This window comes from Microbacterium sp. PMB16 (assembly GCF_051294855.1).
Taxonomy (GTDB): domain Bacteria; phylum Actinomycetota; class Actinomycetes; order Actinomycetales; family Microbacteriaceae; genus Microbacterium.
This window is the reverse complement of record NZ_CP145908.1, coordinates 351,862-367,272: the sequence shown is the minus strand read 5'-3', so window position 1 is coordinate 367,272 and position 15,411 is coordinate 351,862. Positions and strand designations below refer to the sequence as shown.

Annotated in this window: 7 protein-coding genes; 3 read left to right on the top strand and 4 right to left on the bottom strand. The window is 69.1% G+C overall.

What is annotated here, in order from left to right; translation table 11 throughout:
- Positions 1–48 precede the first annotated feature (48 nt).
- The 3 genes from V5D55_RS01895 to V5D55_RS01885 are packed head-to-tail and all read right to left on the bottom strand — an operon-like array spanning position 49 to position 3,388.
- Positions 49–609, bottom strand: a complete 561-nt coding sequence (locus V5D55_RS01895; protein ID WP_435747096.1) for a cysteine hydrolase family protein — start codon at positions 607–609, stop codon at positions 49–51.
- Entirely contained in the window at positions 606–2,048 is a 1,443-nt protein-coding gene (locus V5D55_RS01890; protein ID WP_435747094.1) for a purine-cytosine permease family protein, read from the bottom strand. The genes V5D55_RS01895 and V5D55_RS01890 overlap by 4 nt, the downstream gene beginning before the upstream one ends.
- Positions 2,049–2,095: 47 nt before the next feature.
- Positions 2,096–3,388: a M18 family aminopeptidase gene (locus tag V5D55_RS01885; RefSeq protein ID WP_435747092.1), complete on the bottom strand. Its 1,293-nt coding sequence runs from the start codon at positions 3,386–3,388 to the stop codon at positions 2,096–2,098.
- Positions 3,389–3,566: 178 nt separating this feature from the next.
- Here V5D55_RS01885 and V5D55_RS01880 point away from each other — a divergent pair, with 178 nt between their 5' ends.
- The 3 genes from V5D55_RS01880 (at position 3,567) to V5D55_RS01870 (ending at position 14,570) form a co-directional block, all read left to right on the top strand.
- Positions 3,567–13,364, top strand: coding sequence for a DUF7507 domain-containing protein (locus V5D55_RS01880; protein WP_435747090.1), 9,798 nt, complete (start codon positions 3,567–3,569; stop codon positions 13,362–13,364).
- 132 nt (positions 13,365–13,496) lie between these two features.
- A complete protein-coding gene (locus V5D55_RS01875; protein ID WP_435747088.1) occupies positions 13,497–14,360 on the top strand; it encodes an EamA family transporter in 864 nt (287 codons plus the stop codon).
- A 51-nt stretch (positions 14,361–14,411) separates the two neighbouring features.
- Complete coding sequence (locus V5D55_RS01870; protein ID WP_435747086.1) at positions 14,412–14,570, top strand: hypothetical protein; 159 nt, start codon at positions 14,412–14,414, stop codon at positions 14,568–14,570.
- A 66-nt stretch (positions 14,571–14,636) separates the two neighbouring features.
- Here V5D55_RS01870 and V5D55_RS01865 read toward each other — a convergent pair whose 3' ends face one another.
- The gene (locus tag V5D55_RS01865) at positions 14,637–15,293 is read right to left on the bottom strand and encodes a response regulator (protein WP_435747084.1); all 657 of its coding nucleotides are present in this window, start codon (positions 15,291–15,293) and stop codon (positions 14,637–14,639) included.
- Positions 15,294–15,411: the final 118 nt, after the last annotated feature.

Genomic DNA, 15,411 nt, shown 5'->3' with positions numbered 1-15,411 from the left:
TCGTCCGCGGATCGGGACGCCATCCGCAGATCGGGACGCCGAACCGCCTCAGAGCCCCGCGAGGACGGATGCCGCGTCGCTCACCGTGATCTGCGGGGGATACAGCCCCATCACCTGGATCGCCGCGGCATGGTTCTCGGCTGTCGACCCCGCGCAGGCGTCGGCGGCGACGGTCACGTGCGCGCCGGCATCCGCTGCGGCGAGGGCTGTCGAGATCACGCAGCAGTCCGTCGACACTCCGGCCAGCACGACGTGCGCGCCTCGACCGACCAACGCCTCGAGTTCCGGACCCCACTTGCCGAACGTCGGCAGGTCGAGGGTCGGATGCGGCGACAGCGCGACCGCGTCGGGGACGAGGTCGAACAGCGGATCGGTCGGCGGCTGATCCGCGAACGGCCATGCCGCGAAGTAGGCGCCCCACGACGTGGTGCGGTCGGCCGTCGGCATCCACCGCGTCACGACCACGCGCTCGCCGAACGCTGCGGCCAGAGTGCGGACGCGGGGCATCGCGTCGGTGAAGAACGGCGAGCTCCAGGCGGACTCGGGGGAGGCGAAGATCGCCTGCGGGTCGATCACGACCAGCCAGGGTTCGGCGGGCGTCGGCGTCACGCCGTCTCCTGCCGCCGGATCTTCCCCGCCCGCGCGAAGTAGGTCACGAGGAACGACAGCACCAGCGCGAAGAATACGCCCAGGTTGGCGTAGGCGAAGGGGCCGTCGGCGCCACCGACGAGGAACAGCAGATAGCCCTGCCAGTTGTTCCACGGTGCGGCATCCGCGAAGCCGTTCAGCACGAGTCCCCAGCCGATCACGCTCGTCACGACCATGGTGCCGATCGATGTCCAGTCCCAGGCGCCGTAGCGCCCTCGGCTGTCGAACAGGGCGTCGTCGTCGTAGTCCTTCTTGCGGCGGAGAATGTCGGCGATCAGGATGCCGGCCCACGAGGCGAGCGGCACGCCGAGCGTGATGAGGAAGCTCTGGAACGGCCCGAGGAAGTCGGTCGCGAAGAACACCACGAAGATCGTGCCGATCGTGAGGATCACGCCGTCGATCGCCGCCGCCGAGGGGCGGGGGATGCGGATGCCGAGGCTCAGCAGCGTGAGCCCGGAGGAGTAGATGCCGAGCACCGCCCCCGACACCAGCGCGAGCACCGCCGTGAGCAGGAACGGCACGAGCACCCACACCGGCAGGATCGAAGCGAGCGCGCCGATCGGGTCGGACTGGACGGCGGCGAAGAGGTCTTCGTTCGACCCCGCGAGCAACAGGCCGAAGACGACGAGGATCACCGGGGCCACCGACCCGCCGATCGTGTTCCAGGCGACGATCGCGCCATCGGATGCCGAGCGCTTCTGGTACCGCGACCAGTCGGCCGCGATGTTGATCCAACCGAGCCCGAAGCCGGTCATCACCATGACGAGCGCGCCGATCACGTTGCCGATGCCCCCGTCGGGCCGTGCCAGGACGGCGGCGAGGTCGATGCTCGGCGCCGCGAGGACGATGTACAGCACGGTCACGACGCCGGTGACCCAGGTGAGCACCGACTGCAGCTTCATGATCGTGTGGTAACCCAGAACGGATGCGACCACGATGAGCGCCGCGACGATCACCGTGGCGATGATCTTCAGCACCACGCTGTCGCCGTCGCCGCCGAGCTGCGTGATGACGGTGGCCGTGGCGAGCACGGCGATGATCGCGAGGAATGTCTCCCAGCCGATCGAGGTCAGCCACGAGACGATGCCGGGCACCTTCTGCCCCTGCACGCCGAACGCCGCGCGGGAGAGCACCATGGTGGGCGCGGAGCCGCGCTTGCCGGCGATCGCGATCAGCCCGCACAGCAGGAACGACACCACGATGCCGATGACCGACACAAGGGTCGCCTGCCAGAACGAGATGCCGAAGCCCAGCACGAACGAGCCGTACGACAGTCCGAACACCGAGACGTTCGCCGCGAACCACGGCCAGAACAGGTCCCGCGGCTTCGCGGTCCGTTCGGATTCGGGGATGATCTCGATCCCCGCGCGCTCGATGAGAGCAGGCTTGATGTCCGTCATGAGCAACATCTTGGCACTGCGCGGGGGCGCCGAGGCCCCTATCGGGGTCAGGCGGTGAAGAACGACTCCGCGGTGCGGGCGAGGTCGTACAGGTCGGAGACCCCGGCGAGCTCGCGGGCCGAGTGCATCGACAGGATCGGGATGCCGATGTCGACCGTGCGGATGCCGAGGCGCGTGGCTGTGATCGGTCCGATCGTCGAGCCGCACGGCACCGCGTTGTTCGACACGAACTCCTGCGTGTCGACCCCGACCCGCTCGCACCAGGTGCGCCAGGATGCCGCACCGACGGCATCCGTCGCATAGCGCTGGTTCGCGTTGATCTTGAGGATCGGACCGGAGCCGAGCACGGGCTGCACGACCGGGTCGTGCTTGGCGACGTAGTTCGGGTGCACGGAGTGGCCGACGTCGCTGGACAGGCACCACGACGAGGCGTAGGCCCGGCGGCGCTCGGAGGAGTCGGCGCCGAGGCCGGCGTACAGGCGCTCGAGCACGTCTTCGAGGAAGGGACCGGCCGCGCCCGAACGAGATGCCGAACCGAGCTCCTCGTGGTCGAAGGCGGCGAGGACGGCGATCGGCGCCTTGGTGCGCGTGCGGGCGGCGATCTCGACGAGCGCCACCACTCCCGCATGCACCGAGGCCAGGTCGTCGAGGCGGCCGGAGGCGAAGAACGCGTCGTCCTTGCCGAACACCGCGCCGCGCGCGGAATCGGCCATCACCACGTCGTAGCCGCGGATGTCGGATGCCGCCACGTCGGCGGATGCCGCGAGCTCTGCCAGCACGTCGGCCTGCGTCGGGTCGCCGAGACCCCACACCGGCTGCGTCTCGACCTGCTTGTCGAGCGCGATCCCGTTGGCGTTGACGTTGCGATCGAGGTGGATCGCGAGCTGCGGGAGACGCAGCAGCGGGCCGGTGTCGGCGAGGACGACGCGTCCGTCGGCGAGGGCGAGCCGCCCGGCGAGGCGCAGCTCACGGTCGAGCCACGAGTTCAGCAGAGGGCCGCCGTAGACCTCGACGCCGGCCTGCAGCCACCCGCGCGTCCCGGTCGTGGGCTGCGGCTTGAGCTTGAATCCGGGGGAGTCGGTGTGGGCGCCGAAGACATGAGCGGGCGTCGTCGCGCCGGCATCCGTCGGCACCACCCAGGCGATCACCGCGCCGTCGCGCACCGTCACGAAGCGACCGCCGGGCTGTGCGGGCCAGGCAGCCTCCTCCTCGAGGCGCGTGAAGCCGGCGCCCTCCAGGCGGCTCGCGACCTCGGCAGCGGCGTGGTAGCTCGACGGTGAGGCGGCGACGAAATCGGCGAGGTCCTCGGCGTGGGCGAGAGCATCCGGGGTGACGGGCATGGCGTGACCTTCCTGCGAAGCGGTGTCCTTCGATCGTAGGCGGCGCGAGGATCGTGCTCGTGCTCCGAAGAGGTCGCGGTATCCGAGGTGACGGCATTCTGGAATATCGGATACTCTCCCTTCAAGAGGGCTGTCGAATGAGCGACGGGGGAACCCTCAGGGGAGAAACAGGGGCGTCGTGCTCACACACGCAAAGTCGCGCATTCGTCGTGTCGTCGCGCAGGCGGCATCCGCCCTGCTGATCGCCGCAGGCTTGACCGCCGTCGTCCAGACGGTCGCGCCGACGTCGGCCGTCGCCGCGCAGAACCCGACCAGCTGCCAGGGGAGCGTGGCGCTGCAGAACGGCGGGTTCGAGTCTCCGGTGATCCCGAATGCCGCGTTCCGCCTACTCGCCGAGAGCACCGTGCCCGGCTGGTTCACGAACGACAGTCAGAACCAGATCGAGTTCTGGAGCTCCGGGTTCCAGGGAGTTCCCGCTGCCGTGGGTCGGCAGTACGTCGAGCTCAACGCGAACAGCGCGAGCATGCTCTATCAGGACGTCGCGACGACCCCGGGGCAGACCCTCGCCTGGTCGCTCAAGCACCGAGGACGCAGCGGCACCGACGTGATGCGCGTCGTGCTCGGTGCGCCAGGAGGCACCCTCACGCAGAGCGGGCCCAACCTCTCCGACGGCACCTCCGCGTGGGGTTCGCACGCAGGAACCTACGTCGTGCCCGCCGGTCAGACCACCACGCGCTTCGGCTTCGAGGCGGTCAGCTCTGCCGGAGGCAACGCCTCCGTCGGCAACTTCCTCGACGACATCACGTTCGGCACCGGGCCGTGCCTGATCACGACGAAGACGGCCACCAACGTGACCCGGGGCGGCACCTCCGCGCAGGTCGGCGATGTGCTCCGCTACACCGTGACCACGCGCAACGACGGCGGAAACCCCGCCCTCGAGTCCGTCTCCACCGACGTCCTCGGATCCGGGCTCGACTTCGTCCCCGGATCGATCACGATCATCGCCGGTGCGGGTACCGGCAGCTCGACAGACGCCGTGGGCGATGACCGCGGCGAATACGTGACCGGCAACCGCACGGTGCGCGTGCGCCTCGGTGACGGCGGAACGGCCACCGCCGGCGGCTCGATCGCCGTCGGTGCGAGCACCACCTACACTTTCGACGCCACCGTGAACATCTCGGCTGCGACGACGACGATCCTCAACGAGGCCCAGGTCGCATTCCGCGACGCGGTCGTGAATCAGAACCGCACGTCCACGAGCCAGCAGACCCTGACGCCCGTCGGGGCGGCCGCCGATCTCGCGATCACCAAGACTCTGGGCACGGCCCCGCTTGTCGCAGGCCAGGCGACCTTCACGATCGGCGTCACCAACAACGGCCCGCAGACGGCCACCGGCGTGACGGTGACGGATCCCGTGCCGGCGGGCCTGTCGAACGTCACAGCGACCCCGACGAGCGGGTCCTGTACGGTCGGCGCGACGATCAGCTGTGCTCTGCCCGATCTCGCCGTCGGAGCCAGCGCATCGATCACGGTGACCGGAACCCTGTCGCCCGCTCTCAACCCGGGTTCCGCACTCACGAACACGGCTTCGGTCGCGGGCTCCCGCACGGACCACGTCCTCTCGAACAACACCGCGACGGCCACGGGAACAGTGACCACGGTGGCTGATGTGTCGGTCGACAAGACGTTCAGCCCGGCGACACCCGTAGCCGGTCAGAACGTGACCTACACGCTGACCACGCAGAACGCCGGCCCCTCCGAGGCTCGCGACGTCAGGCTCACCGACCCGATCGATCCCGGTTCCGTGTTCGTCAGCGCGACATCGCAGCAGGGCACGTGCGCTGTCGTCGCGGGCGTCCTGGACTGTGCGCTCGGCACGCTCGCCCCCGGCGCCACGGTCGTGACGACCGTCGTGGTGCAGGTCGCCGCGGGCGCGACCGCCGTCGTGCAGAACTCGGTCAGCGTCACATCCAGCACGAGCGATCCCGACCCGAGCGACAACGTCGACTCCACGAGCTTCCAGCCTGAGATCATCGCCGACCTGGCCGTCGAGAAGACATCGTCCGCCACCGAGGTCGCCGCGGGCGACCCGGTCGACTTCACCCTCGCAGTGCGGAACCTCGGAACGGCCGACGCGGTCAACGTGTCCCTCGACGACACCGTGCCGAGTGGGTTCACGGTCACCAGCGTCGATGCTCCGGCCGGAGCGGACTGCACCTCCACCGGCACCGCGATCCGATGCACCTGGGCATCGTTCCCGGTGGGCGGCCCGTCGAACGTCGTCGTGCACACCGTCGTCGACGCTGACGCTCCGGAGGGTGCGCTGGTCAACACCGCATCCGTGGCCTCACCCGCCGAGGATCCGAACACGGACAACAACTCCGACTCGGTCGACGTCGAGGTCGTGCAGAGCGCTGATGTGAGCGTGGAGAAGACGGTGGCAGCCGATCCGGTCCCCGGCAGCGCCTTCGCCTACACGATCGACGTGCGCAACGACGGCCCGTCGACGGCGCGCGGCGTGACGATGACGGATGTGCTCCCGGCAGGGTTCGTGTTCGGCACGACCGATGGTGATTGCAGCTTCGCCGCTGGCGCAGTGACCTGCGATGTCGGCGACCTCGCACCCGACGACGAGGTCACCATCACCGTGTCAGGCACCTGGGTGGCCGGCGTGACGGGCACGGCGAGCAACACCGCAACCGTCGATTCCGCGACCCCCGATCCCGACCCCTCGAACAACACTTCCACGGTCGATCGGCCTCTCGTCCCCCGCGCCGACATCGCCGTCTCCAAGACCACGTCGACGCCGAACCCGTTGCGCGGCGGACAGGCGATCTTCCTGGTGACCGTGCAGAACAACGGGCCGTCCGCAGCATCCGGCGTCGTGGTCGCAGAAGCGGTTCCGCCCGGGCTCAACATCGTCTCCGCTTCGCCTTCGGTGGGTACGTGGTCGGCGGAAGACGCCCGCTGGACCGTCGGCACACTGCTGCCCGGCGCCTCCGCCACACTCACGGTGACGACGTCGGTCGTCGCCGAGGGCACGCTGACCAACTCGGCCACCGCGTCGTCGCAGACGCCGGATCCGACTCCGTCGAACAACACGGGTACGTCGACGATCGTGGCGGCGCCCTCCGCCGATCTCCGGATCGTCAAGACCGCGTCGGTGAATCCGGCCCCCGTGAACGGCCCCATCACGTACACGCTCGTCGTCACCAACGACGGCCCGAGCACGGCGACCGCCGTGCAGATCTCGGACACGCTTCCGGCCGGGCTGCGCGGTTCGACGACGCCGACAGCCGGATGCACGATCACCGGCGGGGTGCTCGGGTGCTCGGTCGCCACTCTGGCTGCGGGTGGCACGTTCACCGCGACCGTGACCGGCACCGTCGACCCGGCGACCGCGCAGGCGGATCTGTCGAACACGGCGACGGTCTCGTCCGCGACGGCCGATCCCGACCCCTCCGACAACTCCTCCACCGTGACCGTCCCCGTGGCCGGGACTCCTCGGGTGGAGCTCGTGAAGTCGGTTTCCGCCCCCGTCGATGCCGACGGCGATGGCCGGATCGGCGTCGGTGACACGGTCGCGTACGGCTTCACGATCCGGAACACGGGCAACGTCACGCTCACAGGGGCGGCGATCACCGATCCGCTCCTCGGCGGCGCGGTTCCGTGCGCCGCCTTCGCCGGGCCGCTCGCGCCCGGCGCCGAAGTCGCCTGTGCGCCCGTGGTGTACGCCCTGACCCAGGCCGACATCGACCGCGGCACCATCCGCAACGAGGCATCCGTGGTGGCCCAATCCGCCCGCGGCACCGCGTCCGACGATGCCTCGGCGAACGTGACGGTCCCGGCCGTCAACGGCATCGCCCTCACCAAGTCGCCGAGCACCGTCGCCGATACCGACGGCAGCGGCCAGGTCGACGCCGGCGACACGATCGAGTACACCTTCACGGTCACGAACACCGGAACGACGACGCTGACCGCCGCGCAGATCGCCGACCCGATGCTCGGAGGCGCGGTGGTGTGCACGGCTCTCGACGGCGTCGCGCTGCAGCCGGGCGACTCGGTGTCCTGCGCACCCGTGCCGTACACGCTGACGCAGAGCGACATCGACGGAGGAGTCGTGCGCAACACGGCGTCGGTGACGGCAGATGCTCCCGTCGGCAGCGTGGCCGACTCGGCCGCAGCATCCGCCGACATCGATCAGACCGCGGGACTCGAGCTGATCAAGACCGCCGGTGCCGTGCAGGACACGGATGGCGACGGTCTGGTCGGCGTCGGCGACACCGTCGACTACTCGTTCACCGTGCGCAACACCGGCACGACGACCCTGACCGACGTGTCCGTGTCGGACCCGCTGCTCGACGACGACGCGCTGTGCGATCTCGGACCGCTGGCCCCCGGTGCGGTCGAGGACTGCGGTCCGTTCACCTACACCCTCACGCAGGACGACATCGAGAACGAGGTCGTGCGCAACACCGCGACCGCCGATGCCACCAGCCCGTTGGGGCCGCTGAGCGACGACGCCTCGGCTGAAGTGATCATCGACGCCACGAGCGCCGTGGAACTGACGAAGACGCCGTCCGCTCCGGTCGACGCGGACGACGACGGCAGGATCGGCGCCGGCGACACCGTCGCGTACTCGTTCACCGTGCGCAACACCGGCACGACCGTGCTGCGCGACATCGCGATCGATGATCCGCTGATCGGCGGCGCTGTCGACTGCCCGTCGCTGGACGGTCTCATCCTGGTACCGGGCGCCGAGGCGGACTGCGGTCCGATCAGCTACACGTTGACGCAGGCTGATGTCGAGGCGGGCCTCGTCCGCAACACGGCGTCGGTCGCGGCCGACAGTGTCCTGGGCGGGGTCGACGACGAGGCCTCCGCCGAGGAGCCGGTCACCGGCGCCAGCGGTGTCTCTCTCGCGAAGGACCCCAGCGCGGTGGTCGACACGGTGGCCGACGGCGCGGTGGGCGTCGGCGACACGATCGAGTACACGTTCACGGTGACCAACACCGGCACGACGCTGCTGCGAGACCTGGCGATCGACGATCCGCTGCTCGGTGGCGCTGTCGACTGCCCGGATCTCGATGGCCTGGAGCTCGCTCCGGGAGACGACGTCGAGTGCGGCCCGATCGTCTACACGCTGACGCAGGCCGATGTCGAAGCCGGTATCGTCCGCAACACCGCGACGGTCACGGCGGACAGCGTGCTCGGCGACGTCGACGATGCGGATGCTGCCGACGTGGAGTTCGACGGCACCGCCGGGATCTCGCTGACGAAGTCGGCCGGTCCGGTGGTCGACACCGTCGCCGACGGTCGGGTGGGTGCGGGCGACACGATCGCGTACTCGTTCACGGTGCGGAACTCGGGAACGGTGGTCCTGCAGGACGTCGTGGTGGATGATCCGCTGCTCGGCGGCGCTGTCGACTGCCCCGCGCTGGACGGCGTGGCGTTGGCGCCGGGAGCGTCGGTCGACTGCGGTCCGATCACGTACACCTTGACGCAGGCGGATGTCGAAGCGGGCATCGCCCGCAACACGGCATCGGTGTCGGCGGTCAGCGTTCTCGGCGGAGTGGATGATGCCGCGTCGACCGAGGTCGACGTCGTCGGCGTGAGCGCGGTCGCGCTGGACAAGACGGCAGGCTCCGTGGTCGACACGGTCGCCGACGGTCGGGTGGGCGCGGGCGACACGGTCGCCTATTCGTTCACCGTGCAGAACACCGGGACGGTGATCCTCCGGGACATCGCGATCGACGATCCGCTGTTGGGCGGCGACATCGACTGCCCCGCGCTGGACGGTCTCGCTCTGGCGCCTGGTGCGTCGGTGACGTGCGGTCCGGTCGTGTACACGCTGACCCAGGATGATGTCGATGCGGGCACCGTGCACAATGAGGCGGCCGTCGTGGCTGACTCCGTGGTCGGCGATGCCGACGACGAGGCCGAGCTCGACGTCGTGGTACCGGGCGTGAACAGCATCGCTCTCGACAAGGCCGCGGGTGCGGTCGTGGATGTCGATGGTGATGGGGCGGTCGGTGCGGGCGATACGGTCGCGTACACGTTCGCGGTGACGAACACGGGAACCACGACGCTGACGGATGCGGAGATCACCGACCCGATGCTGGGTGGTGTGGTCGATTGTGCGGCGTTGGACGGGGTGGATCTCGAGCCGGGCGACACGGTGACGTGCGATCCGATCGTGTACACGTTGACGCAGGCGGATGTGGATGGCGGTCTGGTCCGCAACGAGGCCTCGGTGGAGGCGGATGCGCCGCGGGGTGCGACCGTCGACGACACGGCCGGGATCGTGGTCGACATCGACGCGTCGGCAGGTATCGAGGTGCGGAAGTCCGCGGGAACCGTCACGGACGTGGATGGCGATGGCGCGGTCGGTGCGGGTGACACGCTCGCGTACAACTTCGTCGTGCGCAACGCCGGTACGACGACGCTGCAGGACATCGTGATCGACGACCCGCTGCTCGGTGGGGTCATCGACTGCCCGGCCCTGGACGGTCTGGCACTGGCGCCGCAGGACGAAGAAGCGTGCGGTCCGATCGTGTACACGCTCACGCAGGCCGACATCGAAGACGGCATCGTCAGCAACACGGCGACAGCGGAGGCCACCAGCCCCCTCGGCCCGGTCGATGACAGCTCGTCTGTCGACGTGACCGTCGACGGCACGAGCGGGATCGAACTGATCAAGACGCCCGGGGCCGTGGTCGACACCGTCGCCGATGGTCGGAACGGCGCCGGCGACACGGTCGGGTTCACCTTCACGGTGCGGAACACAGGGACCGTGATTCTGCAGGACATCGTGATCGACGACCCCCTGCTCGGCGGCGCTCTCGATTGCCCCGCTCTGGACGGGCTCGCGCTCGCGCCCGGAGCAGAGGCGGAGTGCGGTCCGGTCGACTACGTGCTGACCCAGGCGGATGTCGAGGAAGGCGTGGTTCGCAACACGGCCGCGGTGACTGCCGACAGTGTGCGCGGTGCGGTCGACGACGAGGCGACCGCGGAGGTGGACATCGTCGGAGTCAGCGGCATCGCTCTGACGAAGACGCCCGGTACCGTGGTCGACGCTGTCGCCGACGGTCGGGTCGGCGCGGGTGACACGGTCGCGTTCTCGTTCACGGTGCGCAACACCGGCACGCTGGTCTTGCGGGACATCGTGATCGATGATCCTCTGCTCGGCGGCGTGCTCGATTGCCCCGATCTCGACGGTCTCGATCTGGCGCCGGGCGACGAGGCGGACTGCGGTCCGATCGTCTACACGTTGACGCAGGCCGACGTCGAGGCGGGGATCGTGCGGAACACGGCTTCCGCGTCGGCGGACAGCGTCCTCGGCGAGGCCGAGGACGAGGCGTCGGCAGAGGTCGACGTCGTGGGTGCCGGCGAGATCACTCTGACGAAGACCGCGGCATCCGTGGCGGACACGGTCGCCGATGGCCGGGTGGGCGCGGGCGACACGATCCCGTACTCGTTCACGGTGCAGAACACCGGAACGGTGCTCGTGCGAGACATCGTGATCGATGATCCGCTCCTGGGTGGTCCTCTCGACTGCCCCGCTCTCGACGGTCTCGAGCTGGCACCGGGCGACGAGGCGGACTGCGGTCCGATCGTCTACACGTTGACGCAGGCCGACATCGAAAGCGGAATCGTCCGCAACACCGCCACCGCGACAGCTGACAGCGTCGCCGGCGAGCTGGATGACGAGGCATCCGCCGACCTCGATGTGGTCGGTACCGCAGGGATCGCTCTGACGAAGGTCCCCGGCGCGATCGTCGATACCGTCGCCGACGGCCGGGTGGGTGCGGGCGACACGGTCGGCTACACCTTCACGGTCCGCAACACCGGCACGGTCGTGCTGCAAGACGTCGTGATCGACGATCCGCTCCTCGGCGGAGAGGTCGACTGCGCGGCTCTGGACGGTCTCGCGCTGGCGCCTGGTGCGTCGGTGACGTGCGGCCCTGTCGTGTATACGCTGACCCAGGCCGACGCCGATGCGGGCAGTGTGCACAACGAGGCATCCGTCACCGCCGGCTCTGCTGCCGGAGTCGTGGACGACGAGGCTGAGGCCGATGTCCTGGTCCCCGGCACGAACAGCATCAACCTCCGCAAGGTGGCGGGTGCGGTCGTGGATGTCGATGGTGATGGGGCGGTCGGTGCGGGCGATACGGTCGCCTACACGTTCGCGGTGACGAACACCGGGACGACGACCCTCACGGATGCGGAGATCACGGACCCGATGCTCGGTGGGGTCGTGGATTGTGCGGCGCTCGATGGGGTGGATCTCGAGCCTGGTGACACGGTGACGTGCGACCCGATCGTCTACACGCTGACGCAGGCCGATGTGGACGGTGGTCTGGTCCGCAACGAGGCCTCGGTGGAGGCGGATGCGCCTCGGGGTGCGACCGTCGACGACACGGCGGGCATCGTGGTCGACATCGACAGCTCGGCGGGTATCGAGGTGCAGAAGTCCGCGGGGACGGTGACCGATGTGGACGGCGACGGTGCGGTGGGTGCGGGCGACACGCTCGCGTACAGCTTCGTCGTGCGGAACGTCGGTACGACGACGTTGCAGGACATCGCGATCGACGACCCGCTGCTCGGCGGGGCCATCGACTGCCCGGCCCTGGACGGCCTGGCGTTGGCGCCGGGCGCGACCGCGAACTGCGGACCTGTCGTCTACACGCTCACGCAGGACGACATCGAGAACGGGCTCGTCAGCAACACGGCGACAGCGGAGGCCACCAGCCCCCTCGGCGCGGTCGATGACAGCTCGTCTGTCGACGTGACCGTCGACGGCACGAGCGGGATCGACCTCACGAAGACCCCCGGCGCGATCACGGACGTGAACGGCGACGGAATGGTCGGTGCCGGTGACACCGTCGGGTACACCTTCACGATCCGCAACACCGGGACGACGATCCTTCGCGACATCGTGCTCGATGACGCGCTGCTCGGCGGAGTCGTCGACTGCCCATCGTTCGACGGTCTCGAGCTGAGCCCGCAGACCGAGGCGACGTGCGGTCCGGTTCCGTACACGCTCGTGCAGGGCGACATCGACGCAGGGACGGTGCACAACGTCGCATCCGTCCTGGCGCAGTCCGCCGCAGGGGATGCCGAGGACGCCGCGGAGGCCGACATCGTCATCACAGGAACGGATCGACTCACCCTGTTGAAGTCGGCAGCCGCCATCGTGGATGCCAACGGGTCAGGACGAACGGATGCCGGCGACACCATCGCCTACACGTTCACCGTGACGAACACCGGGACGACGACGCTGACCGGCATCGCCGTCACCGATCCGCGTCTCGCCGGGGCCGTCTCCTGCGACACGACGACGCTCGCTCCCGGGCAGGCAGTCGTCTGCTCCGGCGCTCCTGCCGTGCTCACTCAGGCAGAGATCGACGCGGGCGAGATCGTGAACACCGCGACCGTGACCGCCACCGGCGGCACGGGTGATCCGTTGACGGATGAGTCCACGGTCACGACCCCGCTCGAGAGCCAGCCCGCGATCGCATTGACGAAGACGGGCGGCGACTACGTCGACGAGAACGGCAACGACAAGATCGACACCGGTGACACGGTGGCGTTCCGGTTCACCGTGACGAACACCGGGGCGCGGACCCTGACCGATGTCGCGATCGACGATCCTCTGCTCGGCGGCCCTGTGGCGTGTGCGATCCCTGATCTCGCTCCGGGGGACACGGCCGACTGCGGTCCCGTGCGCTACGCCCTCACTGCGGCGGATGTCGCGGCGGGCACAGTGGTCAACGTCGCCACGGTGAGCGGTGCCGCCGGCGCTGTCGTCGTGACGGCCGCGGCGACGGTCTCCGTCGACGTCACTGCACTCGCGGTGACGGGCGGTGTGATCACGGTGCTCGGCTGGGCTCTCGCCCTGCTCATGGTGGGTGCTCTCGTCTTGTTCATCTCCCGTTTGCGACGATCGACTATGGTGAACCGCGATAGCGCCTAGGGTTCCGGGGTTCACACCCGTCTGGTCCGAGCGGCGCCACGGTTCTCCTCCGTAGGAGAGCCGTCATCTGACAGGACAAAAGCCCGGAGGACCCTGTTCGTCGCGCCCGCGCCGGATGGAAAGGGTCTCGTCATGTCCGCTCTCGCGTTCATCCTCGTCTTCGGCGCCGCCATCGCCCACGCCGCGTGGAACATCATCGCCCACGGGGTCAGCCGGGCCGGCTTCCCGTTCCTGTGGTGGGGCGCGGTGGCCAGCACCGTCGTCTGGATCGGCGTGGTGCCGTTCACCGGGGGACTCGGCACCGACGACCTCGGATCGTTCGCCCTCGGGGTCGGCGTCTCCGCGGCGCTCCACGTCGCGTACATGGCGGTGCTGCAGCGCGGATACCAGGAGGGCAACCTCTCCACCGTGTACGCGACAGCCCGGGGCACGGGGCCGTTCCTGTCGGTGATCATCGCCGTGCTGCTCCTGGGGGAGCGACCCTCGGTCGTCGCGCTGTTCGGCGTCGCTGCGGTCATCGTCGGCGTCGTGGCGATCGGCCTCGTCGACCGCGGACGCGGAGCAGGGTCGAGACGCCTCGACCCCGGGCTCGTGTTCGGGGTGCTCACCGGTGTCGCGATCGCGGTCTACACGATCTGGGACGCGCACGTGGTGCGCACCTGGAACCTCTCGCCTGTCGCCTTCATGGTCGGCACCACGCTGCTGCAGGTGCCGTTCTACTCGTTCGCAGTGCGTCGTCGGTGGGGTGCGGTGCGGGCGCTGGGCCGTGCGCAGTGGCGCCGCATCCTCGTGTTCGGCATCCTCTCGCCGCTGTCGTACATCCTCGTGCTGAGCGCCATCCAGATCGCTCCCGTCGCGCTCGTCGCCCCGCTGCGTGAGGTGAGCGTCGTGCTGGTGAGTCTGTTCGGCGTCTTCGTGCTGCGCGAGTCCCGACCCGGATGGCGGATCGCCGCCTCGCTGGTCGTCGTCGCGGGCATCGTCCTGCTCGCCGTGTGAGGGAGGCGCGGAGGCCTGAGCTACGCTTCTGGCACGATCGCATTCTCGATCGTGCTGCTGTCCCAGGGAAGCGGTAGTTGGTTCAGCGTCATCGCCTTCGTCGTCTTGCTCGTCCTGGGCATCGTCACGCTCCGCAGCGTCCGGAAGGATACGCGCGCATTCGAGGCTCGCCACGGTGCGGATGCCGGCGTGCAGAACCCGGTCACGTAGGGCGAGCTGTCTCTGGTCGTTGAGTGGGCGGACCACACCGTGCTGCCCGCAGCGCGGCGCGCGGAATCAGCGGAAGTTCACGAGCCCGGCGTGCGCAGCGGCCACCAGGATCTGCACGCGGTCGCGCAGGTGCCACTTCGACATCATGCGCCCCAGGTGCGCCTTCACGGTCCCCTCTGACACGATGAGGGTGCGCGCGATCTCCGCGTTCGACATCCCCTTCGCCAAACACTGGAGGACTTCTGCCTCCCGGTCAGTCAGCGGCTCGAGAGCAGTCAGGTCAGCTGCTGCGGGCTCGGAGTCGCGCACATGCTTGATGAGCATCGACGCGATCCGCGGCGAGAGCGAACTCGCGCCGCTGTGCACCTCACGCACCCCCGTGACGATCTCCTCCGCGCTGGAGTCCTTGAGCAGGTAGCCCGACGCCCCCGCGCTCAACATCGGGAGCACCGTGTCCCTGCCGTCAAGCGTGGTCACGGCCAGCACGCGAACATCCGGCCAGCGCTCCACGATGGCCGCGGTGGCCTCGATGCCGTTCATGTGCGGCATCTGCACGTCCATCATCACGATGTCCGGCAACTCCCGCTCCACGGTCTCGATCGCCTCGATACCGTCCTCCGCTTGGGCGATGACCGTGATGTCAGGGTCGCGCGAGACGAAGTGGGACAGCGCCGAGCGGACCAAAGGATCGTCGTCGACGATCAGGACGCGGATTGCAGGCATGAACGAAGCCTAACGGCGGCGAAGATCGGCCGCTCAGGCCTAGACCTTTGTCCAAAAAGGTGTGGCTGCAGGTCAGATGTGCTCGTCCGAGATCGCCGAGAAGATGGGGTATCCCGTT

What these genes read in the sequence shown, in the direction of transcription:
- V5D55_RS01875 (WP_435747088.1), top strand. Translation starts at nt 13,497, where the DNA reads ATGTCCGCTCTCGCGTTCATCCTCGTCTTCGGCGCCGCCATCGCCCAC.
- V5D55_RS01865 (WP_435747084.1), bottom strand. Translation starts at nt 15,293, where the DNA reads ATGCCTGCAATCCGCGTCCTGATCGTCGACGACGATCCTTTGGTCCGC.
- V5D55_RS01885 (WP_435747092.1), bottom strand. Translation starts at nt 3,388, where the DNA reads ATGCCCGTCACCCCGGATGCTCTCGCCCACGCCGAGGACCTCGCCGAT.
- V5D55_RS01890 (WP_435747094.1), bottom strand. Translation starts at nt 2,048, where the DNA reads ATGACGGACATCAAGCCTGCTCTCATCGAGCGCGCGGGGATCGAGATC.